The sequence below is a fragment of the Bradyrhizobium sp. AZCC 2262 genome (assembly GCF_036924535.1).
Classification (GTDB): Bacteria; Pseudomonadota; Alphaproteobacteria; order Rhizobiales; family Xanthobacteraceae; genus Bradyrhizobium.
Genome location: NZ_JAZHRT010000001.1, coordinates 1,157,481 through 1,178,903, shown reverse-complemented (window position 1 = coordinate 1,178,903; position 21,423 = coordinate 1,157,481). Strand labels below are relative to the sequence as shown.

The following is a 21,423-nucleotide window of genomic DNA, read 5'->3' as shown; positions in this document are numbered from 1 at the left end:
GACGGGTGGATGTTGCGCGAACATTGCGCGCCGTCGAAGCCGCAGAAGAAAATGAGCGCGGCAGCGATAAATGCAGGGCGCGATTCTACGGCGTGCCGTGCGCCGGCTTGAACGTCATCCTGACGCATGTGCCGCCGGTGGGTCCTTCCGATATCGCGACCGTTCCATCATGCCGCCGAACTATCTCCTGGACGAGATGGAGACCCAATCCTGCGCCGCGGCCGTGGCCTTGCGACCGATAGAACGGTTCAAATACGCGCTCACGATCGCAAGCCTGGATGCCGGGACCGTCGTCGGTCACCGATATCGTGGCGGGCGGCTCCACCCGCACCACGATGCCCCCTTTGCGACCGCCATGCTGGATCGCATTCTGAATCAAATTGGTCAGCGCCCGCTCCAGGGCTCCCTGATCGCCTCGCACCGCGATGTGCCCTGCAGCGCTGTCGAAAGATATTTCGTAACCGGCGGCGATCGCCAGCGGAGCAAGTTCGGCGGTCATTTTCTGGCTGATGGCGACGATATCGACGGAAGAAAACCAGTCGGCCTGCTGGTTGACGCGCTGCAGGTCCAGAAGCTGATCGGCCAGCGTCGACAAACGCGCAACGTCCTCAAGCACGCGCCGCGCGTCAGGGCCGAGGGACAACGATTCCAGTCGCGTTTGAAGAATCGCGATCGGCGTGCGGAGCTCGTGCGCCGCATCGACAAGAAACCGCTGGTGTCGCTCGTAGCCCTCATCAAGGCGGCGTAGCGCATCATTAACCGCCGTTACCAGCGGAACGATTTCGGAAGGCACGTCTTGCAGCGGCAGCCGCGCGCCACGTCCGTCGATATCGATTTTCCCGGCGTGCGCAGCAGCGCGATCAAGGCCGGCAAGGGTTCGGCGAACCACCATGGGCGTTGCGACAAGCGTTGCCAGCGTCATCAGCGCAATGATGGGCAGGACGAGACCCAGGAACAGCGTCAGAGCCGCATGGCCGATCCGTTGCCAGGACACTGCTCCGCCCTGACCCGTCAAAATCTGGATGTTGCCGGCAGGCGTGTCGATCCACTTCATGCGCGCCGTGGGGCGCATCCCGTCAAGGATGTTCCAGCCGAGCCGCGCCTGGCCGATGCCATCGAGCGCATCGCCTATGCTCGCATATTCCAGCGGCACCCTGCCTTGTGAAACCGAATGTCCTTCGCGGTCCCTGATCAGAAACCAGAAATTGGGAGCCTGCGCCCTCCGCTTCGCAAGCGTGGGCGTGTTGCGCACCGCGATGTCTCCGTTGCTCTCGCGGACAACTGCGTCACGCAGTGCATCGATCGTGTCGTCTTCGGACTCCAGTGAAACCAGATGACCGGCGCCCCAAAGCGCCGCGATGACAAGCAGTACCAGGAGTGCCAGCATCGCCGCCTGCAAGCCGACCAGCCGGCACATCAGCCGCCAACGCAGGGAATGCGGTTGAGCTGTTGTCATGTCGAACGCTTCAACAGATAGCCGACGCCGCGAATGCCGTGGATTTCAACTTCCGCTTCGGCCTCGGACAATTTCCGGCGCAGCCGCGAAACATGGGTGTCCAGTGCGTTCGACTGGATCTCGTCGTCGAAGCTGTAGACCGCCTCCTCCAGCGACGCGCGCGCGACCGTGCGCCCCATCCGGCGCAGCAGGGCTTCCAGCACCAGAAGTTCGCGGCGCGGCAGATCGAGCGGCTGGCCGGCGACGCTGGCTTCGCGGTTGCCGAGGTCGAACGACAGCCGGCCAAGCCGCATGGTTTCCGGCGGCACGTCCGCCGGCCGGCGCAACACCGCACGCAGCCGCGCCAGCAACTCTTCGACGGCAAACGGCTTGCCGAGATAATCGTCCGCGCCGGTGTCCAGCCCCGTAATGCGATCGGCCAGTTCGCCCCGTGCCGTGAGCACGATGACGGGAACGCCTGCTCCCTTGGCCCGCAGCTTGGGAATGAGCGTGAGCCCATCACCATCAGGCAATTGGCGATCGAGCAGGATCGCGCCATAGTCATTGACGAAAACGGCTTCCTCGGCATCCGCCAGCGTCGAGATATGGTCAACGACCATATCGTAGCTTTTCAGAGCGACGATGAGCGCCGCAGCCATCTCCGGCTCGTCCTCCACCAGCAGCACGCGCAATATGCCAACCTCGACGTTACGTCACTCGGGCGCACCCTATTGTTGGAACATTGCGGCAAGGTTGCGGGGCATAGCTTGAGCGGTACGAATTCGCGGCACCCCGGGAGTCCATCTCAGCCGGACCTAAATAGCTGAAATCAATGCTAAATAATCGTCATTCGGACTATTTTGACACTGTAAAGATTTTGCTTGACGACTCCGGCCCCTGCCTTTAAGGTATCTTTACGGTGTAAAGATTAGCGCGAGAGGCCGCCATGACAATCTTCCTGATCCTCGCCCCGTTCGGCGCCTTCGCGCTGCTGATGCTGGTGACCTCGGCCCAAATCAGCCTGTTCGCATCGGCTGCGATCTGTCTCGCCGTCATCGGCATTGACGTTTATCGCAGCCGTTCGATCAAGGTGCTTGGCGCAGGCTGCGTCGTCCTGTTCGCCGGGCTCGGCGCCTATGTCACGCTGGTCGATCCCAACCTGAGCCATTCGGCCGTCAAGCTGACGATCGATGTCGGCGTGCTCGCGATCTCGCTGGTCTCGCTGATCATCGGCAAGCCGTTCATCCTGCAGTATGCGCTCGAGGAGGTCGATGCCGAGACGGCAAAGCTGCCCGGCTTCAAGAAGGCGGTCTATCTCATCGCCTGGGCCTGGAATGCCGCCTTCGTCCTGATGATCATCGGCAACGTGCTGACGATCTATGTGCCGGGCCTGCCGCTCTGGTCTAGCCTTGTGATCGCCTTCGCCGCCCGCAACAGCGCCGCCTTCTTCACGACATGGTATCCACAATACCGCAAGGCGAAGTATGGTGCGCCGCCGGCGAACGCCCTGCCCGGCACCAACTGAAATTATCTTTCGACCGCAACACCCTCCAGCAGAGAGCATCACGATGAAGGACGTATTCGCCAGACTGGGCGCCGATTTTTTCTCCACCATCCTGTTCATCGCGATCTATCTCGCGACTGACAACGTGTTGCTGGCGACGGGCGTGGCGATCGCCGGCGCCATCGCCCAGGTGATCTACTCGCGCGTCAAGGGCAAGGAGCTCGGCTACATGACCTGGGCGAGCCTCGCGCTCGTCATCGTGCTCGGCAGCGCGACGCTGTTGACCCACGACCCGCGCTTCGTGCTGGCGAAGCCCGCGATCGGACATTTCGCGATCGGCGTCATCATGCTCAAGCGCGGCTGGATGCTGCGCTATATGCCGCCGATCGTGTCGCAGACCATTCCCGAATACGTCACCTTGGCGGGCTATGCTTGGGCCGCACTGTGTTTCGCGCTCGCCGCCGGCACCATCGGTGTCGCCATGACCGGCGACATGAAGCTGTGGACGTTCTACGTGACCGTCGTACTGGTCGGCGCCAAGATTGCCGCCTTCGCAATTCAATACATCGCGTTTCGTGTTCTGGTCGGCAGCCGGATCCGCGCGGCCGCCCAGCGCGCCTGAACAAATACGCGTCAAAAGGACGCTTGAGACGGTTGGGCTTGTATGGCGAGATAGGCTATACCGCCGATCGAGTTTAGCGGATCTCGCAAGCCATTCCGGTTTGCCGGGGAAATGTCGGGGAGACAAAAATGGCCGTGGACGGAAACTGGAACCTCACCATGAGCACGCCGATGGGCGAGCGTAAGGCTACGCTGACCCTGTTGGCCTCCGGCGGTTCGCTGACGGGCACGCAGGGCGCCGATGGCAATTCCACCGAAATCTTCGACGGCGCCATCAGCGGCGACGCGGTCAACTGGAAGGTATCGATCACCAACCCGATGCCGTTGACCCTCGAGTTCATCGGCAAGGTTTCCGGTGACAGCATAAGCGGCGAGATGGGCATCGGCCCGATGGGCAGCTTCCCGTTCACCGGGACGCGGGCCTGACCGCAATGGCGAGGAGGCCGCAACGCCTCCTCGTTCTTTCATCCATGCGCAAGGTGGATGTCGGCAGAGCGCCTGCCATTATCGCCTACAACCATATCTGCATCGCCAGGCCGTAAGCATCGCGCGGCGGCGTCCCTTCAGGAACAGAGCCGACGGCGTCGCGGGCGGCGATCGCCACGGCGCAGGCGTCAAGCACGTCGTCAGATTTGGCTCCGGTACCGATGCGTTCGTGGGTCAGCCACCTGCCGATGTGCCTGATGCCTTCCCGTCTGAGGAGCTTGCGACGAAGGTCGATTCCAGCCTCTGACTTCTTCGAAGGCAGCGGCCTGCCTGCGTTCAAGCGCAGGAAAACCAGCTCGGGATGCGCCTCCCGGATGTCGCGCGAGCAACTGGCGCGGACGAACGTATCCACCTCGATGATCTTCGGCCCGAGATGCCAGAGCTGGCGCGACACCCGCTTCTGACCACGGCGCAACGCATCCCGATTGGCGGCGTCGGGGTCGGAGAATTCCGTCCACAGCCAGCGCCGCGCGCCGGTGAACACACGTGACGAGTGTGGCCGTAACCTCTCGCGGGCGAGCAGATCGCAGGCTCGCTCGCCGTCATCGGTCATGCCGATGGGAATGTCGATCGCAACGCGATCGAAGAGCGTGGACAGTGCGGCGGCAATGTCGCGGCAGAACCTGATCTCGTGACGGTCGCCGTCAAGACATACGGCGACCCAGCCCTTGCTGAACCCGTCGAGGCCGAGCGCCCTCACCCCAGATTCAATTCCTTGAAGAAGTCGTTGCCCTTGTCGTCGATGATGATGAAGGCCGGGAAGTCCACCACCTCGATACGCCAGATCGCTTCCATGCCGAGTTCGGGATATTCCACCACCTCGACCTTCTTGATGCAGTGCTCGGCGAGGTTTGCCGCCGCACCGCCGATCGAGCCGAGATAGAAGCCGCCGTGCTTCTTGCAGGCCTCGCGCACCGCAACCGCGCGGTTGCCCTTGGCCACCATCACCATCGATCCGCCCGCCGCCTGGAACTGGTCGACGAAGGAATCCATTCGCCCCGCGGTGGTCGGACCGAACGCGCCGGAGGCGTAGCCGTCGGGCGTCTTGGCGGGACCGGCGTAATATACCGGATGGTTCTTGAAGTAATCCGGCAGCGGCTCGCCCTTCTCCAGCCGCTCGCGCAATTTGGCGTGGGCGGAGTCGCGCGCCACGATCATCGTGCCGGTCATCGAGACCCGCGTCTTGATCGGATATTGCGACAGCGTCGCCAGAATCTCCTTCATCGGCTGGTTGAGGTTGATCTTGACGACCTCACCGCCGAGCGACTGTTCGACCGCCGGCAGATACTGCGCCGGATTGTGCTCGAGCTCCTCGAGATAGACGCCGTCTTTTGTAATTTTGCCGAGCACCTGCCGGTCCGCGGAGCATGACACCCCGAGCCCGATCGGCAGTGATGCGCCGTGCCGCGGCATCCGGATCACGCGCACGTCGTGGCAGAAGTATTTTCCACCGAACTGCGCGCCGACGCCGAGCGACTGCGTCATCTTCAAAATTTCCTGCTCCATCTCCAGGTCGCGGAACGCATTACCATCCGCCGAGCCTTGGGTCGGCAGCGCATCGAGATAGCGCGCCGACGCAAGTTTTACGGTCTTCATGCAAAGTTCGGCCGAGGTGCCGCCGATCACGATGGCGAGGTGATAAGGTGGGCACGCCGCGGTGCCGAGCGTGAGCACCTTCTCCTTCAAAAACGCCAGCAGGCGATCCTTGGTCAGAACGGACGGCGTTGCCTGGAACAGAAAGCTCTTGTTGGCGGAACCGCCGCCCTTGGCCATGAACATGAATTTGTAGGCGTCATCACCTTCGGCGTAGATCTCGCACTGCGCCGGCATGTTGTTGGCGGTGTTTTTCTCTTCATACATCGTCAAGGGAGCGACCTGCGAATAGCGCAGGTTACGGCGCAAGTATGCGTCGCGCGCGCCTTCCGAGAGCGCGGCCTCGTCGTCGCCGTCGGTGATAACGTTGCAGCCCTTCTTGCCCATGATGATCGCGGTGCCGGTGTCCTGGCACATCGGCAGCACGCCGCCGGCGGCGATGTTGGCGTTCTTCAGGAAGTCGAAGGCGACGAACTTGTCGTTGTCGCTGGCTTCCTTGTCCTCCAGGATCGAGCGGAGCTGCTTCAGGTGCCCGGGCCGCAGGTAGTGATTGATGTCACCGAAGGCCGCCTCCGACAGCGCCCGCAACGCCTCGCGCGACACGACAAGCATGTCCTTGCCCAAAACCTTCTCGACCCGAACGCCCTCGGCCGTGATCTTCTTGTAGGGCGTGGTGTCCGCACCGAGCGGAAACAGCGGCGTATGCTTGTACGGCGGAACGGGCTTCTGGTCGGGAAAGGCGGTCGGGGCGTTCATGTCGATATCTCGGGTTGGAGCCGGCGGCGGCCAAAACGGCACCGAGGCGATAGACCCGTTCTAAGCATTTTTCGACCAAAAGGAAGGTTTTGCTTGACCGAACGAAGGGGCCGGAACAGGCGGTAACCGTAGCAGTACGGGCCGTTGAACCGTTCCGGCCCCCTTTCAGACAAAACGGGAAATTTCAGATATTCCGCCAACCGATTGCGATCAGAAATGACCTCCGCCACAACGTTGAATAATGATGCGCCGGTCCGCGCTCCGCGCCTGCTCGGCCTTTATCTGCTTCTGATCATCATTGCCGCTATCGAATCTTTCGACGGGCTGTCGAACGCGTCGATATTGTTCGGCGACATGTCGCAAATTCCGGGCCCCCGCGTCGGCGGCGCGATCATCAAGGCCTATATTGCAAGTCACCCGGTGCTGGCGCTGGCGGCGCTGGGGTTCGCAACCATCGGCAGGCTGCGTTACGCGATCATCGCGCTCGCCGCGCGTAATCAGCGGCTGGGACTTGCCGCCATGCTGGTTAGCATTCCCACGCTGTACAGCGTGGCCGCAGTGATCGCCTTCGGGATCGGCATCTTCCTCTATGGGTTCTGACAATCATCAAGATCAAGTTGACTTCTGCACGCGGCCCTTGCAGGAAATCCGCGCGCGGGGTTCAATGGCGCAAAGGGGCATTCACAATGGCTTTGGGACCACAATTTCGCCGACCGACCTTGCTCGCCGCCGCGCTGGCGCTGGTCGCCGTGATCGGCGCGTCGCCGGCGCGGGCCGACCGCTGCGACGATATCGCCAAGGAATTGAAGAACCAGATCGATGGCCTCAAGGTCAGCATCAACACCGGCAACATGATCTATCTGACGCATCCGGCAGCAAAGGAGTTGTCGCTCGGGTGCCGCGGCCGCAACTATTCCATCGAGCTCTACGCCAAGGGCGAGCGCAAGCCCAAGCCGGAATTCCTCGCTCTGGTCGGCTCCATGGCGGCGATCGTTTTCACGGTGACAAAGGACGACACGACGACCGGCTCCACGCGCTGCCTCAAGCGGTTAGGCATTTTGCGTGGTGACAAGATCGTCATGCGCTATCGGCGCCTCAACATGGAGTGCGCGCGCACCAAGACCGAGGCTTCGATCGCGATGACCCGCGGCAAGGACGAGTAGGTGCTATGGCGTTTTCGAGCGAAGCGGACGCCGGTTCGCGTCAAGAAAACGCGTCAAAACAAGAATCCAGAGCTCCCGATCCGTCGCATTCTAACAATTCCGCGAGCCGTCCGTTCACCATTGGACGGAATTGACGGCGGCGGCGCGGGATTGCCGCGCGGAATTCACCAATCGTTCGTTTCAACCCGGCCAGTGTCCGAGGCACCCAAAAAGGATGCTTCCGAATGAATGTCTCTTCTGCCCCCGCAACGGTGGTCGTCAAACCGCCTGAAGCCCCGGTGTTCAAGGCTCCCGACAAGACCCCCGACATCCAGAACGGTGCGGCCGCCGACGGCACCCGCACGCCACAACCGACGCTGGTCGCTCCCCTGCCGCCGGGTCAGGGAACGCGGATCGACCAGCTGGCGTAGCGGTTGGCGTCCCGGCCGGACGAAACCAACGCCGCAAGATTGCCGAAAAACCGCGCGATAATATCGCCACGGGGGAATGGAACCGGTGGCATGATCGCAAAATTGCTGCTGCAAAATACCATCTTCGTCGTCGCGCTCGGCGCCTTGTTGTTCGCATCCGCAGGTACGCTGGACTGGCCGGCGGCGTGGGTGTTCCTGGTCGTCAGCGCGACCCTCGGCCCCGCCTGCGGATTGTGGCTCGCGAAGACCGATCCCGCCCTGCTCGCCGAGCGCATGCGGCCGACCTTTCAGGCCGACCAGCCTGCGGCCGACAAGAAGTTCATGCTGACCTTCGTTGTCGTCATGCTGCTCTGGCTCATCGCCATCGGCCTGGACCGCCGCGCGCATGCTTCCCACATTCCGCTCGTGCTGCAGGCGCTCGGGCTTGCGATGTATCTGCTCTCGACCGCCTTCATCATGTGGGTGTTTCGCGAAAATTCCTTTGCAGCGCCGGTCGTGAAGGTGCAGGCCGCGCGTCATCATCGCGTCATCTCGAGCGGGCCCTACGCCTTCGTCCGACATCCCATGTACAGCGGCATCATGCTGTTCTTTTTCGGAGTGCCGCTGCTGCTGGGATCATGGTGGGGCGTGGCGATCGCGCCGGTGTTCGCCGCTCTGTTCGCCATTCGCGCCCGCATCGAGGAGCGCGCGCTGGTCGAGGGACTGCCTGATTATGCTGACTACGCCGAGCGGGTGCGCTATCGTCTGGTGCCCGGAGTTTGGTGAAACATAGCGATGGCGGACAAGAATGCCCGATAGCAAGACTTACACCGGCGGCTGCCATTGCGGCCAGGTGCGCTTCGAATGCACCAGCGACCTTTCAATGGTCACCGCCTGCAACTGCTCGATCTGCACCAAGAAGGGGCTGCATTTCACTTTCCTCGACCCGAAGAGCTTTCAGCTCCGCGCCGGGGACGAGAATTTAAAGGAATATCTCTTCAACAAGCATGCGATCCATCACCAGCTCTGCGTCGATTGCGGCGTCGACGTCTTCGCGCGCGGCAAGAAGCCCGACGGCAGCGACGTGGTGGCGCTGAATGTGAGCTGCATCGACGGCATCGAACTGTCAAAGCTGAAGATGACCCCGGTAGATGGCCGGAACATGTAGGCACACACCGGCCGTCATAATCGGGCATGATGCGGATAGAACGCGGCTCGCACCTCAAGCATCCAGCGCCTTGTACCGCCGGAAGATCCCTTCCTCGTTGAACGCAATCCTTCGGTCGCTCGCCAGATAGGCCTTGATGTTCGGCCGCGCCGCCACGCGGTCGTGCAGACCGACGAGCCCGGGGATATCCCCTTCGAACGCCTTCATGCGGTTCGGAAACGCATAGCGCAGGCCTTCCACGATCTGGAACAGCGAGAGGTCGACGTAGGTCAGGCGGCGGCCGGTAACGTAAGCCCCGCCATTGGCCGCCAGCAGGTCCTCGAAATAGCCGAGATATTTCGGCAGGCGTTCCTTCCAGAACTCATCGCTGCGTTTCTTCGCTGGCGCCTTCTGATCCTCATAGTACAGCGAGGGCCCGAGCGGGTGATGGGTGTCGTGAACTTCCAGCACCAGATCGGTGATGGTGAGCTGCAACTGGTGCACCCAGAGTCTGCCGGCTTCCGCCTTCGGCGCCAGCCCATGGCGCGATCCCAGATAAAGCAGGATGTTGGCGGTCTGCCCGATCACGAGCTTGCCGGCTTTCAGGAACGGCGGCGCGAACGGCGGCGTTCCTTTCCCCGCTTCCATCATGCGCGTCATTGCCGACATGCCGTTGCCGCGGCGCGCCACGTCGACATAGCCGGCGCCGGCCTCCTCCAGAGCAAGGCGGACATATTCGCCGCGACCTTGAATCATTGGCCAATAATAGAGCTCGTAACGCATCGATGGCACCTCCGTTGCCGGTTTGACCGACATAACAAATCATCCCGCGGTTCGTTCGTCACGCCAAACGCGGCATCCCACGCGACCGCTGCAGCGTGAACGCGGTGCGCAGATCTCCATAAGGTGCCGAATCTGTCCGAATGCGAACAGTCGTGGTACGTTGCCTCCTGTTTGAAGCGTCGATTTTCTCAACACGACAGGAGAACAGGGATGGCGGACAACAAGAAGAAGCGCGGCGGAGCGGATCGCGGGCTGATCGCGTTGAGCGAGCCTTACGAGGTCGCCTATTGGTCGAAGAAGTTCAAGGTCACGCCCGCGAAACTGAAAGCCGCCGTCGGCAAGGCAGGACGCTCCGCAAAGAACGTCGAGGCTTACTTCAAGCTACAGAAGCACAAGGCCGCCGACAGGGCACGGATCGCGATGAGCCAGCCCTATGAGGTCAGCTACTGGTCGAAGAAGTTCAAGGTCACGCCGGCCCGGCTGAAGTCGGCGGTAGCCGCCGTGGGCCATTCGTCGAAGAAGGTCGGCGAATATCTCACTGGCAAGAAGGCGGCCAAGAAAGCGAAAAAGACCGTCAAGAAGGCCACGAAAAAGAAACGCGCCAAGAAAAAGGCCGCCTAGACGGCGGCCCCATTGCGAGACTTGAATTCGTAGCCCGGGTGGAGCGAAGCGCAACCCCGGATTCTTCCGCGCGGCCCGGATTGCGCGGAGCCTGTCATCGGGCGCGCATTCGCGCGACCCGTTGGCTCCTCCGGGCTACGGCGTCATATCTACGCCACTCAATTCGCCGCGAAGCAATACAACAGTCCGTCGCCGCCGGTGCTCTTCAGGTCGGCCTGCGAGCAGCCGCCGTCCGGGCCGCGCGAGGGGTGCGAGGAGTTCCAGGATTTCGACGCATCGTCGTCGCGCAAGCCGATGCGATCGGAATGTCCGACCATTGCCGCGCCTTGCGTCGAACTCGTCCAGTTCTTGCAGGTGCGATCCTCGCCGGCCGCAAACGCTGAGCCGTCGGGCTGCGATCCCGTCAGCACGTCGTGACGGTTGGGCGTATCGCCGCGGCCATTGATGACCTCGCCTTTCTCGCTGAGCGCGGTCTGCTTGGTAAGGCCGTTGGCGCCGTGCAAATCGGCGACGTCCTTGGCGACCACTGCGCCCTTGGCATTCTTCCACGGGCCCTTGCCGATGCGATCGCGCGCATTGACGGCAGGCTGACCGTCGGCAGCTTGCGTCGACAGGTACGCGCGCCAGGTCTTGCCGCCGGCTCCGGCCGCCAGCGCCAATGTCTGGCAATGATTGTCGGCACCGGCGAGCCCGCCGAGATTGCCGCCATTGCCGATGCCGTTGCTGGTCAGGAAGAAACTGGTATCGGCGGATTGCGCCTGTGCGGGCGCGCTGGCGAGAGCCGATATGGCCGCAACGGCAACGCATGCCGGCAAAATGATTCGAGCAAGGCTGTTCATCGAAGTCCTCCCTGTTGTTTTTTATGGATCGTTTGTCATCAACCCACCGTGGCAGGCATTATTCCCGTGCAGGATGAAGAACATCGCGCCGCATTCGGAACAAACGGATCATGCCGAAGACAAACAACACGACAAAGAAAAAGGCGCCGCGGAACGAACCGCAGCGCCTTGATCGTCACGTTGTGGCGATCAGCTGGTCTGCTGGATCGCCGAGAGTTCCCAATCGGCGCCGCGCCGGCGGGCGAAGGTCCACACTTCAGTGGCTTCGATCGGCGTTTCGCTGCCCGAGACCAGACGGCCGGTGGTGCGCTCCAGGGTCTTGTCGACCAGCGAGAACCGCATCGCCACGCTGGCGAAATCGGTTTCGCCTTCCCGCCAGGCTTCGGCGAGGTCGCCCTGCAGCAGCTTGACGTCTGTCACCTTGTTGACGTCGTTGTTGGCCTTGTTCGCCTCGAGATCCTTGGAGAAATAGGACACCATCTCGGGGGTCGCCAGCGTATGCAGTTTGGCGATGTCCTCGTTCGACCACGCGGCCTGAATCTCGCCGAGCAGGCGTTCGAACGCTTCATAGTCGGCCGGCTGGATTTCCAGCGCCGGCTGGTTCGATCCCAGACCAAAGCCACTCAGGCCGGAGCGGAAGCTGGGCTGGGCGCCGGGGCCTTCTGCAGGCGCGCCGGCATAGGCGGAGGCCGGCGTGTGGCGGCGCTGCCACCACGACATCGCCAGCCGCACCACGATAACGATCAGAGCGACCTGCAGCAGCAGGCCGATGATCGAGGACAGGCCGCCGAGGCCGGAGAACAAGCCGCCGCCGAACAGCATGCCGAGCAGGCCGGCGCCGAGGAAGCCCGCGGCGAGACCGCCGAGCATGCCCATGCCGGGCCGGTTGAAGAAGCCGCCCTTGTTCGCCGCACCGGCAGCTGCCGGTGCGCCCATTCCGGGGTTGCCCGGCTGGGTGAAGGTACGGTTCATGGGCTGGGCCGTGCCCGGCGCGGTGGTGGTGCTGGGGGGCGCCGAAAAGGTTCGCGATCCCCGCGAACCGGAACTGCCGCCACCGCCGACGCGGGCGTCAGCCGCCGAGACCGCGACCGCCAGCGGGAGCGCTACGGACAGAACAATTGCCAGTGCCCGAACAATTCCACGCGTGCCTTGCGAGAAATTCATGTGTTTTTCCTCAGTCCCCAGGATGGGGAAGCGCCCCTAAGATGGGCACAGATGCCTAAAAGTGAAGCCAATATCGGGAACCGCGGCTGCGGCCCTCAGTCGCGGGGATGTGACGATATGGCAGGGGGTTAGCAGCAATTACGAGGTGTGGCGAGCGCCCTTACTCGCCGCCCCGGCAGAACATCTGCCGTTCCACAAGGCGCGAGCGCGACGAGGTTCCGGGACGAGGTTTTCATGTCGGCCCTGCCCGGCCCAAGCTCACGATGCCGTCATGGTCTCCTTCACCTTCTCGACCAGCGCGGAAAGCGCGAACGGCTTCGGCAGGAAGGCGAATTGTTCGTTTTCCGGCAGGCTCTTGTCGAAGGCTTCTTCGGCATAACCTGAGACGAAGATGATCTTGAGATTCGGATTGCGCTTGCGCATTTCGCGCAACAGCGTCGGGCCGTCCATTTCCGGCATCACGACGTCGGAGACGACAAGATCGACCGCGCCGTCCTTTTCGTCGAGCGCCTCCATCGCCTCGATGCCATTGGAGGCCTCGATCACGCTGTAGCCGCGCGAACGAAGGCCGCGCGCATTCAGGGAGCGCAGGCCGTCCTCGTCTTCCACCAGGAGGATGGTGCCCTGCCCGGTCAGGTCGGGCCGCGGCTTCGACGGCTCGGCTGCCCCTTCCCTGGCCGCACCATTGGTGGCCTGCGCCTCCGGCTGCGCTTCCAGTTCGGGCCGGTGACGCGGCAGGAAGATGCGGAACGTGGTGCCCTCGCCGGGCGTGGAGTCGACGTAGACGAAGCCGCCGGTTTGCTTGACGATGCCATAGACCGTGGAGAGACCAAGCCCGGTGCCCTTGCCGACCTCCTTGGTCGAGAAGAACGGCTCGAAGATCTTGTCGACGATGTCGGCCGGGATGCCGGTGCCGGTATCGGAAATGTCGATCCGCACGTAATCGGCGGCCGGCATGCCCTTGTGCGAAAGCTGCGCGGCTTCATCCACCGTTACATTGCCGGTCCTCACCGTCAGCTTGCCGCCATCGGGCATCGCGTCGCGCGCGTTGACCGCGAGATTGACGACCACCTGTTCGAACTGCGAGACGTCGACCTTGACCGGCCAGAGGTCGCGGCCATGCACGAGGTCGAGCTTGACCTTCTCCCCGATCAGGCGCCGCAGCAGCATGGTGAGGTCGGACAGCGCATCCCCGAGGTCGAGCACCTGCGGCCGCAGCGTCTGGCGGCGCGAGAACGCAAGCAGTTGCCGCACCAGCGTCGCGGCGCGGGTGGCGTTCTGCTTGATCTGCATGATGTCCTGGAACGACGGATCGGTCGGCTTGTGCGCGTTCAGCAGGAAGTCGTTGGCCATCATGATGGCTGAGAGCACGTTGTTGAAGTCGTGCGCGATGCCGCCGGCCAGCTGGCCGACCATGTCCATCTTCTGCGACTGGTTGATCTGGTTTTCCAGCGTGCGCCGCTCGGTGGTCTCCAGGAGATAGACGATGGCGGCTTCGGTGTCGCGCTCGTCCTCCTCGACCGCGGTGACGAAGAACTGCCCCCAGCGCTCCTTGGCGCCGTCGAGCATGGCCTCGACCGGCGCGATGTCGCCCTGCCCTTCCGCCGCCTGGTTGATCGCCGCGATCAGAAGGCTGCGATCGCGTGCGTTGACGGTGCGGAAGATCGACTTGTTGGCCGCGCCATCCGGGCTGAGGCTCTGCGCCAGCTTGGCGAAGCGGGCGTTGGCGCGGACGACGGCGCCGCCGCGGTCCACCGTCGCAATCGCCATCGGCGTATGGTCGAAGAACCGCATGAAGCGGACTTCGGCGGCGCGTTCGGGGTCGGAATGCTCGTCGCGCGTGCGGCTGATCACGAGCGTGCGCGACGAACCCGGCGCGCCATCGGCGCCGAAGGCGAGCTTGTGATAGAGCCGCACCGGCATGGTCCTGCCGCCGCGCATGCGCAGGTCGATGTCGAACACTTCGGTCTTGACCTCGCCGGGCACCGCCACGATCGAGGTCAATAGCGCGGCGCCGTCGCCGGAGACGACATCGGTGAGCTTCAGCCCGCCCGAACCGATCTCGGCGAGATCGTAATCGAGCCAGTTCGCCAGCGTGGCGTTGACATAGATGACGTCGCCGGCCGGACTGACCGAGAAAAAGCCGCACGGCGCGTGGTCGAGATATTCGATCGCGTGCTGCAGCTCCCGGAACACATCTTCCTGGCGCTCGCGATCCCGCGTGATGTCGGCGATCGACCACACGGCGTATTTTGCTTCGCGCTTGCCCTGGCCGAGCGGACGAACCCGCATCCGCAGCCAGCGCCCCTGTGCACCGTCAGAGCCGGCGATGCGGACCTCCTCCTGCTGCCGCTTGCTTTCGCGGGCGGCCTTGAGCAGGCGGAACACGGCCTCGGAGACGTCCCGGGTTACCGATGAAGACGCGTTCGATGGGGCGCACGTCCTGCGGGCTCGCGGCGCCCGTCAGAACCAGATAGGCCGCGTTCGAATAGACGACATGGCCCTTCGGGTCGGTCACGGCCAAACCGTCATGGGCGTGATCGGCGATGCGGCCCATCACGGGGTCGTCGGCGGCACGGTCGGTGAAGCGGATAATACCGGCGGCGAAGGCGAACAGATTGAACAGGCCAACCATGGCAAGCAGCGCCAGCACGCCGAGGATATAGGGCTGGGCCTGGGCGCGACCGATCGTCATCAGCACCACCGCCACCGCCACGATGCCGGCAGCGACCAGCAGCACCAGCACGATGCTGCCGCCCCGCCGCGCCGGCTCATTGGCCGCAAAGGGCTCGGTCGGCGGATGGCTGTCAGTTTCGACGGTCATATGAAGCGGCGTTGCCTATCGGCGAGGAGCTCACGCGCCGTTCGAAATCGGCCGGCCGCAGGTAACCCTACGTTCGGCTGGCGCACCCCTCCTGAGTGCCTGAATCGGCCCCGCGAGCGCAAGCCCATCAGGCAGCTATTTGACAGATTGAAGGCATTTCAAGGCGTTTTCCAGCGGTTCCTCTCACATTCTCCGGGCGGCAAGCCCCCTCTTCAGACCCATGACGTAGCCGATGATCTCGGCGACCGCCTGATAGTGCTCGACCGGAATCTCCTCGTCGATATCGACGGTGGCATAAAGCGCGCGCGCCAGCGGCACGTTCTCCACGATCGGAATGTCGTGCTTCCTGGCTATTTCCCTGATCTTCAAGGCAATGTTGTCGGCGCCCTTGGCGACGCAGACCGGCGCCGACATGCCGCGATCGTAGGACAGCGCCACCGAATAGTGGGTCGGGTTGGTGATGATCACGCTGGCCTTGGGCACGGCGGCCATCATGCGCTTCTTCATGCGCTGCTGGCGCAACTGCCGGATCTTGCCCTTGATGTGGGGGTCGCCTTCGGACTGCTTGAACTCGTCCTTGATCTCCTGCAGCGACATCCTTTGCCGCTGGTACCATTGCCGGTACTGGAAGAAGTAATCGGCGATCGCGACCGCGGCCAGCATCGCCACTACCGCGCCCATCAATTGCAGCGTCAGGCTGATGGTGACGCCGAGGATCGCCGAAGGATCGAACATCAGGAACGATTCCAGGCGATGGCGCTCGGGCCACAGCACCGCCATCATGACAGCGCCGAGCGCGATCAGCTTGAACAGGCCCTTGGCGAAATTCGCCACCGCCTGCTTGCCGAAGATGCGCTTCAGTCCGGCGCCGGGCGATACCTTGCTGAATTTCGGCTTCAGCGATTCCGAAGACCATACCAGGCGGTGCTGGATCATGTTGCCGGCGATCGCGGCGAGCGCCAGCATCAACAGCGGCACGCCGATGGCGCCGAGCACAGCATAGCTCAGCGTGTTGCCGAGCGCGAGCAGCGCTGTGCCGTCGGTACGAAGCTGGCCCGCATTGGCGATCAGGGCGCGCATCGGCGTCAGGATGCCGCTGCCGACCGATCCCGAAAAGGTCGATAATATCAGCGTGCCGCCCGCGATGATGAACCAGGTATTGACCTCCTGGCTCTTGGCGACGTCCCCTCTTTCAAGCGCCTCGTCGAGACGTTTTTGCGTAGGGTCTTCTGTTTTGTCGTCGGTATCGTCGGCCATCGCGGCGTCCTAGCACCTTGTTTGAACATGATCTCCGCGCAAACGCGTTCCGCGTTTGTCGCGAAGAAAAACCGGCACCCGCTTTTCCCTCGGGACAAACGCGGAGCGTTTGCCCGGAGATCACGCTCTATTTCAGCGGCGTCAGCTCGTGCATCACGCCGATGAAGTAGTTGAGATAGGTCGCCATCATTCCGGTGAGGACGAAGGCGAAGATCAGGAAGCCAATCATGATCGACAGCGGCACGCCGACGAAATAAACCTGCATCGCCGGCATCAGCCGCGCCAGCACGCCAAGGCCGATATTGAAAACGAGGCCGAACACCAGAAACGGCGCCGAAAGCTGCATGCCGATCTTGAAGGCCGCGGCAAACGCCCGCGTCGCCAGCGCCGCAACGTCGCCGCTCGGCAGCGACTCGCCCGGCGAGAAAATCCGGTAGCTCTCGTTCAGCGCCGCGATGACGAGGTAATGGCTGTCGGTGGCGAACAGCAGCGTCACGCCCAGGACGGTGAGGAAGTTGCCGATCAGCAGACCCTGTTGCCCCTGGGTCGGGTCGACGGCGGTGACGAAGCCGAGGCCGAGCTGCTGGGCGATCACCGAACCCGCGACCGCCAGCGCCGACAGCGTGACGCGCGCGGTCGCGCCGAGCACGATGCCGATGACGATCTCGTGCACCATCAATACGCCGAGCGCGGCCATCGAGGTCAGGTCGACGTGATAGGCGGCGCGGTGCAGCGGCAGGATGATCAGCGTCAGCAGGAGCGCGATCGCAAGCTTGACGCGCACCGGGATGTTGCTCTCGCCGAATCCCGGCAACAGCATCACCATGGCGCCCACGCGGGCAAACACCAGCATGAAGGTGGCGGCAAGGGCCGGCAGCAGCGATATGTCGACGCGCATTCATTCACAATGCATCAACCGCCTATGATTCGCGACGATATCCGCATCATGTGACTGTGCAGCGAATCCGCCATGAACGGCAAGGCGAGCAATAGCGTGACGAAGATCGCGAGAATCTTCGGCACGAAGATCAGCGTCTGTTCCTGGATCTGGGTCAGCGCCTGGAACAGCGAGACCACGACGCCGACCACGAGCCCAATCACCATCAGGGGTGACGACACCACCACGATGGTCCAGATCGCATCGCGCGCCACGTCGAGGGTTTCAGCACCGGTCATTTCAAGTCTCTCAGTTTCAATTGTTCATTCAGTCCGCGAATGGCGAGTGGCGAATAGCGAATGGGGCTAGGAAATGCGGTCGCGCCTTCCCTACTCGCCATTCCCTATTCGCCATTCGCCTCCTCAGATCGGCATCTTCATGATATCTTCATAGGACTGGATCACCCGGTCGCGCACCGACACCAGCGTCGAGACCGCGACGTCGGTCTCCGCGACCGCCGTCACCACGTCCATGACGTTGGCCTTGCCTGAAGTCATCGCCATGGTCTGGGCATCGGATTTCTTGCCGGCATCCAGCACACTTCCCACGGCGTCCTTGAGCAGCGCGCTGAAGGATGGGCCGCCGGCGGCGGCTTGGCCGCCCTTTTCGGCGCCGCCGGATTCCATGATGCGCGAAAGCGCGGCGTAGGCATTTGCTGCAACGGTCGGTGAAGCCATTTTCTACGGTTCCTGTTCAGGCCTTGAGGATGTCGAGCGTGCGTTGGATCATGCGGCGCGTGGCGCTGATGATGTTGAGGTTGGCTTCATAGGACCGCTGTGCCTCGCGCATGTCGGTCATTTCGACCAGCGGATTGACGTTCGGATATTTGACGTTGCCGGCCGCGTCCGCCGCCGGATTGCTCGGCTCATGCTTGACGCGAAACTCCGACTGGTCGGTCCTGACCTTGCCGAGCGTCACCACCCTTGCGTCCAGCGTGCGGTCGAGCGCCGACGAAAATGTCGGCACCTTGCGGCGATAGGGATTGCCGGCGGCGGTCGGCGCAGTGGAATCCGCATTCGCGATGTTTTCCGAGATCACCCGCATCCGCCCCGCCTGCGCGCGCAAGCCAGAGGTCGCGATGCTCATCGAGCGGGCGAAATCGCTTCCATCATCTGCCATGATCCGGTTCTCCTAATCGCGGCGCGTCAGCGTTTTCCGATGGCGGTTTTGAGCAGCCCGAGGCTGCGGGTGTAGAGCGAAGTGGCGGCCGCATAGTCCATCTGGTTGGCCGAGACCTTCAGCATCTGGTCTTCTAGATTGACCGAATTGCCGGCAGGCTTGGTCAGGAAGCGGTTCTTGCCGCCATCGTCCCTGAAATTCTGCCCGCCGCCGGAGACGCTGATATGGGTGGCGCTGGTGCGCATCATGCCGAGCGAGCCCATCGCGCCGCCGAGGTTCGCGCCTTTGCTATCGAACTTCGGCTCGACCAGATCGCTCGGCCTGAAATTCGGGGTGTTGGCGTTGGACACGTTTTCGGCGAGCACGCGCTGGCGTTCCTGATGCCACTGCATCTTGGTGCGCAGCGCCGACAGGATCGGAAGGTCGTTGATGGCCATCGAGCCGTTCCCCGTTAACCTCTGGCAGACGCCGCGAGGTAGGCAGAATTTGCCCGGTGTATGGTTAACGGCCGGTTAAAATTGCGTTCGAGCACCGCCGACATCGGCCAAATGCCGCCGACAACGACAAAACGAGCGCATTTTCGCCACGAAAACTGCGTTAACCAGCAGCCGCCAATGCGGCTTGGGGCGCTCAGAAGTCGTTTTGGCTCAAGCGATTCTTGGTCTATTAATTAACCGGACGGCGGCGTTCGCCGTGGGGAATTAAGGATTAAGGCTGATCTCGGGCGCGATTCGCCGTCTCGCCGATCGCTTCGGGGCATGGTCAGGATGGCCGGAATTGTGTTCCCGGGGAACATGCTCGGACAGCCAGACCTAAGACCGCACTCGTCGAAGCCAGCAATCCAAGAGAACGGCCCGTGGCCGGGGACTAAAGCATGCAGACACTGACATTCCTCTTCGCATTCATCGCCGTTCTGGCGCTGATCGGCGTGGCCGCATGGCTGGTTCGTCGTTTCGCCAATAACCGCCTCGGCGCCAACACGCAGCGCGGGCGGATGCCGCGACTCGCCGTGATCGACGCCGCCGCCGTGGACGGCCGCCGGCGCCTGGTGCTGGTACGGCGCGACAATGTCGAGCATCTCCTGATGATCGGCGGCCCGAGCGACATCGTGGTGGAACCCAATATCGTGCGCGCGATGCCCAACCGCGATCAGATGGCGCCACGCCCGGCCGTCGGCGAGCAGCCGCCGCGCATCGCGCCGCTGCCTGATGCCGCCTGGAACGAAGAGGTGGCAAGAGCCGATTCGCGATCGACCGACGATCATGTCGAACCGCAAATGCCGGAGCCGCCGCCGCGCCCCGCACCACGACCCTCCTTTGCCGACGAACTCCGCCGCCCCGCGCCGCCACCGATGCCGGAACGCCGCAGCGATCCATTGACGGGCTTTGCGCCGGAATCGATCAGCGGTCGCCCCGAACCTGCCCCGCCGCGTCTCGGCCGCAACGAGCCACTGATGCCACGGCCGCAGCGCGACTTGCCCAAGGCACCGCCAATCCGCGAGGCACCGCCCGTCCGAGAGGCACCGCCAGTACGTGAGGCGTCGTCAGGCCGCGAGGCACCGCCAATCCGTGAGGCGCTGTCTGCCCGTGACACTCCGCCGGTTCGAGAGACGCCCGCCCGGGCGCCTGAACGCGCGGCGGCGGCGCCGCCACCTCCTCCGCCTCCTCCAGCCCCTGCGCCACCGAGTGCCGACCAGAATCTCGCCGAGATGGCGCAGCGGCTGGAAGCCGCCCTGCGCCGGCCGGCCGAACCGGTGGCGCCGCCGGTTGCACCGGAAACGCCGCCCGCCCGGACCGCCCGCAGCGAGCCTCCCGTTCCCGCACCCGCTCCACAGAAGAGCGGCTTCGAAAATCTCGAAGACGAGATGGCGTCCTTGCTGGGCCGTCCGAAGAACCCTTCGTGAGGCCGGCGACTTCTCCGCGTAGAGTTTTATTTTTCTTAATCCTGACCGCCGCCGGATCGCTCGCCGATCCGGCGCTGGCGCAGGACATCAGCATCAATCTCGGCCAGGGCGGTGGCGGGGTCACCGAGCGCGCGATCCAGTTGATCGCGCTGTTGACGGTGCTGTCGATCGCGCCATCGATCCTGATCATGATGACGTCGTTCACGCGGATCGTCGTCGTGCTGTCGCTGCTGCGCACCGCCTTGGGCACCGCGACCGCCCCACCCAACTCGGTGATCATTGCGCTCGCGATGTTCCTGACCGCGTTCGTGATGGGCCCCGTCCTGCAGAAGTCCTATGACGACGGCATCAAGCCCCTGGTCGCCAACCAGATCGGGGTCGAGGAAGCGCTGCAAAAGGCCTCGGTGCCGCTGCGCGGCTTCATGCAGAAGAACGTTCGCGACAAGGATCTGAAGCTGTTCGTCGATCTCTCCGGCGAGGCGCCGCCGGCGACGCCGGAGGACCTGTCGCTGCGGATCCTGGTCCCTGCCTTCATGATCTCCGAACTGAAACGTGCCTTCGAGATTGGCTTCCTGCTATTCCTCCCCTTCCTGATCATCGATCTCGTCGTCGCATCGGTCCTGATGTCGATGGGTATGATGATGCTGCCACCGGTCGTGGTGTCGCTGCCGTTCAAGTTGATCTTTTTCGTGCTGGTCGACGGCTGGTCGCTGGTGGCGGGGAGCCTGGTGCAGAGCTACGGCGGCAGCTAGCGGCCAGTTCGCGTGGGCTCCAGGCCAAATAGGTCAGTATTAGTTACGTATTTGCAGCGGAGTTTCCGAGCGAATTTAAGGTCAGATTAGTTCCTTCCGTGCACAAATGGGTGCCAGGGAACCGAATTTT

Annotated in this window: 24 protein-coding genes and 1 pseudogene; 11 read left to right on the top strand and 14 right to left on the bottom strand. The window is 63.1% G+C overall.

All coding sequences use genetic code 11. The features are described from left to right. Window positions 1–85: 85 nt before the first annotated feature. Entirely contained in the window at window positions 86–1,456 is a 1,371-nt protein-coding gene (locus V1283_RS05360; RefSeq protein WP_334385408.1) for a sensor histidine kinase, read from the bottom strand. Continuing rightward, window positions 1,453–2,127 (bottom strand): response regulator transcription factor, encoded by a 675-nt coding sequence (locus tag V1283_RS05355; protein ID WP_334385407.1) that lies wholly within the window; start codon window positions 2,125–2,127, stop codon window positions 1,453–1,455. The genes V1283_RS05360 and V1283_RS05355 overlap by 4 nt, the downstream gene beginning before the upstream one ends. A 254-nt stretch (window positions 2,128–2,381) precedes the next feature. Between V1283_RS05355 and V1283_RS05350 the strand changes: the two genes are divergently transcribed. The 3 genes from V1283_RS05350 (at window position 2,382) to V1283_RS05340 (ending at window position 3,986) form a co-directional block, all read left to right on the top strand. Beyond that, the gene (locus tag V1283_RS05350) at window positions 2,382–2,960 is read left to right on the top strand and encodes a hypothetical protein (protein WP_334385406.1); all 579 of its coding nucleotides are present in this window, start codon (window positions 2,382–2,384) and stop codon (window positions 2,958–2,960) included. Window positions 2,961–3,003: 43 nt separating this feature from the next. Next, on the top strand, window positions 3,004–3,561 hold the full coding sequence (locus tag V1283_RS05345; protein ID WP_334385405.1) for an inner membrane-spanning protein YciB: 558 nt from the start codon (window positions 3,004–3,006) through the stop codon (window positions 3,559–3,561). Between the two features lie 128 nt (window positions 3,562–3,689). Then, complete coding sequence (locus tag V1283_RS05340; protein WP_334385404.1) at window positions 3,690–3,986, top strand: hypothetical protein; 297 nt, start codon at window positions 3,690–3,692, stop codon at window positions 3,984–3,986. A gap of 85 nt (window positions 3,987–4,071) precedes the next feature. Here V1283_RS05340 and V1283_RS05335 read toward each other — a convergent pair whose 3' ends face one another. Both V1283_RS05335 and V1283_RS05330 read right to left on the bottom strand, forming a co-directional pair. Then, window positions 4,072–4,746, bottom strand: coding sequence for a DUF429 domain-containing protein (locus tag V1283_RS05335; protein ID WP_334385403.1), 675 nt, complete (start codon window positions 4,744–4,746; stop codon window positions 4,072–4,074). Beyond that, window positions 4,743–6,395, bottom strand: coding sequence for a fumarate hydratase (locus V1283_RS05330; RefSeq protein ID WP_334385402.1), 1,653 nt, complete (start codon window positions 6,393–6,395; stop codon window positions 4,743–4,745). Before V1283_RS05330 ends, V1283_RS05335 begins: the two co-directional genes overlap by 4 nt. Window positions 6,396–6,611: 216 nt before the next feature. Between V1283_RS05330 and V1283_RS05325 the strand changes: the two genes are divergently transcribed. The 5 genes from V1283_RS05325 (at window position 6,612) to V1283_RS05305 (ending at window position 9,115) form a co-directional block, all read left to right on the top strand. Beyond that, entirely contained in the window at window positions 6,612–6,995 is a 384-nt protein-coding gene (locus V1283_RS05325) for a hypothetical protein (protein WP_334385401.1), read from the top strand. An 86-nt stretch (window positions 6,996–7,081) separates the two neighbouring features. Then, window positions 7,082–7,558: a hypothetical protein gene (locus tag V1283_RS05320; RefSeq protein WP_334385400.1), complete on the top strand. Its 477-nt coding sequence runs from the start codon at window positions 7,082–7,084 to the stop codon at window positions 7,556–7,558. A gap of 224 nt (window positions 7,559–7,782) precedes the next feature. Beyond that, window positions 7,783–7,968, top strand: a complete 186-nt coding sequence (locus V1283_RS05315; RefSeq protein WP_334385399.1) for a hypothetical protein — start codon at window positions 7,783–7,785, stop codon at window positions 7,966–7,968. A 90-nt stretch (window positions 7,969–8,058) separates the two neighbouring features. Then, window positions 8,059–8,733 carry a methyltransferase family protein gene (locus V1283_RS05310; RefSeq protein ID WP_334385398.1) on the top strand — a complete coding sequence of 225 codons (675 nt, stop codon included), beginning with the start codon at window positions 8,059–8,061 and terminating at the stop codon, window positions 8,731–8,733. A 22-nt stretch (window positions 8,734–8,755) separates the two neighbouring features. Continuing rightward, a complete protein-coding gene (locus V1283_RS05305) occupies window positions 8,756–9,115 on the top strand; it encodes a GFA family protein (RefSeq protein ID WP_334385397.1) in 360 nt (119 codons plus the stop codon). Between the two features lie 54 nt (window positions 9,116–9,169). Here V1283_RS05305 and V1283_RS05300 read toward each other — a convergent pair whose 3' ends face one another. Beyond that, window positions 9,170–9,877 carry a glutathione S-transferase gene (locus V1283_RS05300; RefSeq protein ID WP_334392957.1) on the bottom strand — a complete coding sequence of 236 codons (708 nt, stop codon included), beginning with the start codon at window positions 9,875–9,877 and terminating at the stop codon, window positions 9,170–9,172. Between the two features lie 210 nt (window positions 9,878–10,087). On the opposite strand from V1283_RS05300, the gene V1283_RS05295 reads away from it, so the two are divergent. Continuing rightward, window positions 10,088–10,498, top strand: a complete 411-nt coding sequence (locus tag V1283_RS05295; RefSeq protein WP_334385396.1) for a DUF3606 domain-containing protein — start codon at window positions 10,088–10,090, stop codon at window positions 10,496–10,498. Window positions 10,499–10,656: 158 nt separating this feature from the next. Here the strand turns inward: V1283_RS05295 and V1283_RS05290 are convergent, their stop codons facing one another. The 9 genes and pseudogenes from V1283_RS05290 to flgB form a co-directional block, all read right to left on the bottom strand. Beyond that, window positions 10,657–11,337, bottom strand: a complete 681-nt coding sequence (locus V1283_RS05290; RefSeq protein ID WP_334385395.1) for a lectin — start codon at window positions 11,335–11,337, stop codon at window positions 10,657–10,659. Between the two features lie 189 nt (window positions 11,338–11,526). Further along, the gene (locus V1283_RS05285; RefSeq protein WP_334385394.1) at window positions 11,527–12,501 is read right to left on the bottom strand and encodes a Tim44 domain-containing protein; all 975 of its coding nucleotides are present in this window, start codon (window positions 12,499–12,501) and stop codon (window positions 11,527–11,529) included. A 258-nt stretch (window positions 12,502–12,759) separates the two neighbouring features. Next, window positions 12,760–15,325 (bottom strand): annotated as a pseudogene (gene cckA / locus V1283_RS05280) (cell cycle histidine kinase CckA). Between the two features lie 183 nt (window positions 15,326–15,508). Then, entirely contained in the window at window positions 15,509–16,582 is a 1,074-nt protein-coding gene (gene flhB, locus V1283_RS05275) for a flagellar biosynthesis protein FlhB (protein ID WP_334385393.1), read from the bottom strand. A gap of 127 nt (window positions 16,583–16,709) precedes the next feature. Beyond that, window positions 16,710–17,480, bottom strand: coding sequence for a flagellar biosynthetic protein FliR (fliR, locus tag V1283_RS05270; RefSeq protein WP_334385392.1), 771 nt, complete (start codon window positions 17,478–17,480; stop codon window positions 16,710–16,712). A 14-nt stretch (window positions 17,481–17,494) separates the two neighbouring features. Then, a complete protein-coding gene (gene fliQ / locus V1283_RS05265) occupies window positions 17,495–17,758 on the bottom strand; it encodes a flagellar biosynthesis protein FliQ (protein WP_025588824.1) in 264 nt (87 codons plus the stop codon). Between the two features lie 123 nt (window positions 17,759–17,881). Further along, complete coding sequence (gene fliE, locus V1283_RS05260) at window positions 17,882–18,196, bottom strand: flagellar hook-basal body complex protein FliE (protein ID WP_334385391.1); 315 nt, start codon at window positions 18,194–18,196, stop codon at window positions 17,882–17,884. Window positions 18,197–18,212: 16 nt separating this feature from the next. Next, window positions 18,213–18,638 carry a flagellar basal body rod protein FlgC gene (flgC, locus tag V1283_RS05255; RefSeq protein ID WP_334385390.1) on the bottom strand — a complete coding sequence of 142 codons (426 nt, stop codon included), beginning with the start codon at window positions 18,636–18,638 and terminating at the stop codon, window positions 18,213–18,215. Window positions 18,639–18,664: 26 nt separating this feature from the next. Next, on the bottom strand, window positions 18,665–19,075 hold the full coding sequence (gene flgB, locus V1283_RS05250; RefSeq protein WP_334385389.1) for a flagellar basal body rod protein FlgB: 411 nt from the start codon (window positions 19,073–19,075) through the stop codon (window positions 18,665–18,667). A 437-nt stretch (window positions 19,076–19,512) separates the two neighbouring features. Between flgB and V1283_RS05245 the strand changes: the two genes are divergently transcribed. Further along, window positions 19,513–20,541: a flagellar biosynthetic protein FliO gene (locus tag V1283_RS05245; protein ID WP_334385388.1), complete on the top strand. Its 1,029-nt coding sequence runs from the start codon at window positions 19,513–19,515 to the stop codon at window positions 20,539–20,541. Continuing rightward, window positions 20,538–21,293, top strand: a complete 756-nt coding sequence (gene fliP, locus V1283_RS05240; protein ID WP_334385387.1) for a flagellar type III secretion system pore protein FliP — start codon at window positions 20,538–20,540, stop codon at window positions 21,291–21,293. Before V1283_RS05245 ends, fliP begins: the two co-directional genes overlap by 4 nt. Window positions 21,294–21,423 lie beyond the last annotated feature (130 nt).

What these genes read in the sequence shown, in the direction of transcription:
- V1283_RS05360 (WP_334385408.1), bottom strand. Translation starts at nt 1,456, where the DNA reads ATGACAACAGCTCAACCGCATTCCCTGCGTTGGCGGCTGATGTGCCGG.
- V1283_RS05350 (WP_334385406.1), top strand. Translation starts at nt 2,382, where the DNA reads ATGACAATCTTCCTGATCCTCGCCCCGTTCGGCGCCTTCGCGCTGCTG.
- V1283_RS05345 (WP_334385405.1), top strand. Translation starts at nt 3,004, where the DNA reads ATGAAGGACGTATTCGCCAGACTGGGCGCCGATTTTTTCTCCACCATC.
- V1283_RS05340 (WP_334385404.1), top strand. Translation starts at nt 3,690, where the DNA reads ATGGCCGTGGACGGAAACTGGAACCTCACCATGAGCACGCCGATGGGC.
- V1283_RS05330 (WP_334385402.1), bottom strand. Translation starts at nt 6,395, where the DNA reads ATGAACGCCCCGACCGCCTTTCCCGACCAGAAGCCCGTTCCGCCGTAC.
- V1283_RS05325 (WP_334385401.1), top strand. Translation starts at nt 6,612, where the DNA reads ATGACCTCCGCCACAACGTTGAATAATGATGCGCCGGTCCGCGCTCCG.
- V1283_RS05320 (WP_334385400.1), top strand. Translation starts at nt 7,082, where the DNA reads ATGGCTTTGGGACCACAATTTCGCCGACCGACCTTGCTCGCCGCCGCG.
- V1283_RS05315 (WP_334385399.1), top strand. Translation starts at nt 7,783, where the DNA reads ATGAATGTCTCTTCTGCCCCCGCAACGGTGGTCGTCAAACCGCCTGAA.
- V1283_RS05310 (WP_334385398.1), top strand. Translation starts at nt 8,059, where the DNA reads ATGATCGCAAAATTGCTGCTGCAAAATACCATCTTCGTCGTCGCGCTC.
- V1283_RS05305 (WP_334385397.1), top strand. Translation starts at nt 8,756, where the DNA reads ATGCCCGATAGCAAGACTTACACCGGCGGCTGCCATTGCGGCCAGGTG.
- V1283_RS05300 (WP_334392957.1), bottom strand. Translation starts at nt 9,877, where the DNA reads ATGCGTTACGAGCTCTATTATTGGCCAATGATTCAAGGTCGCGGCGAA.
- V1283_RS05295 (WP_334385396.1), top strand. Translation starts at nt 10,088, where the DNA reads ATGGCGGACAACAAGAAGAAGCGCGGCGGAGCGGATCGCGGGCTGATC.
- V1283_RS05290 (WP_334385395.1), bottom strand. Translation starts at nt 11,337, where the DNA reads ATGAACAGCCTTGCTCGAATCATTTTGCCGGCATGCGTTGCCGTTGCG.
- V1283_RS05285 (WP_334385394.1), bottom strand. Translation starts at nt 12,501, where the DNA reads ATGAATTTCTCGCAAGGCACGCGTGGAATTGTTCGGGCACTGGCAATT.
- flhB (WP_334385393.1), bottom strand. Translation starts at nt 16,582, where the DNA reads ATGGCCGACGATACCGACGACAAAACAGAAGACCCTACGCAAAAACGT.
- fliR (WP_334385392.1), bottom strand. Translation starts at nt 17,480, where the DNA reads ATGCGCGTCGACATATCGCTGCTGCCGGCCCTTGCCGCCACCTTCATG.
- fliQ (WP_025588824.1), bottom strand. Translation starts at nt 17,758, where the DNA reads ATGACCGGTGCTGAAACCCTCGACGTGGCGCGCGATGCGATCTGGACC.
- fliE (WP_334385391.1), bottom strand. Translation starts at nt 18,196, where the DNA reads ATGGCTTCACCGACCGTTGCAGCAAATGCCTACGCCGCGCTTTCGCGC.
- flgC (WP_334385390.1), bottom strand. Translation starts at nt 18,638, where the DNA reads ATGGCAGATGATGGAAGCGATTTCGCCCGCTCGATGAGCATCGCGACC.
- flgB (WP_334385389.1), bottom strand. Translation starts at nt 19,075, where the DNA reads ATGGCCATCAACGACCTTCCGATCCTGTCGGCGCTGCGCACCAAGATG.
- V1283_RS05245 (WP_334385388.1), top strand. Translation starts at nt 19,513, where the DNA reads ATGCAGACACTGACATTCCTCTTCGCATTCATCGCCGTTCTGGCGCTG.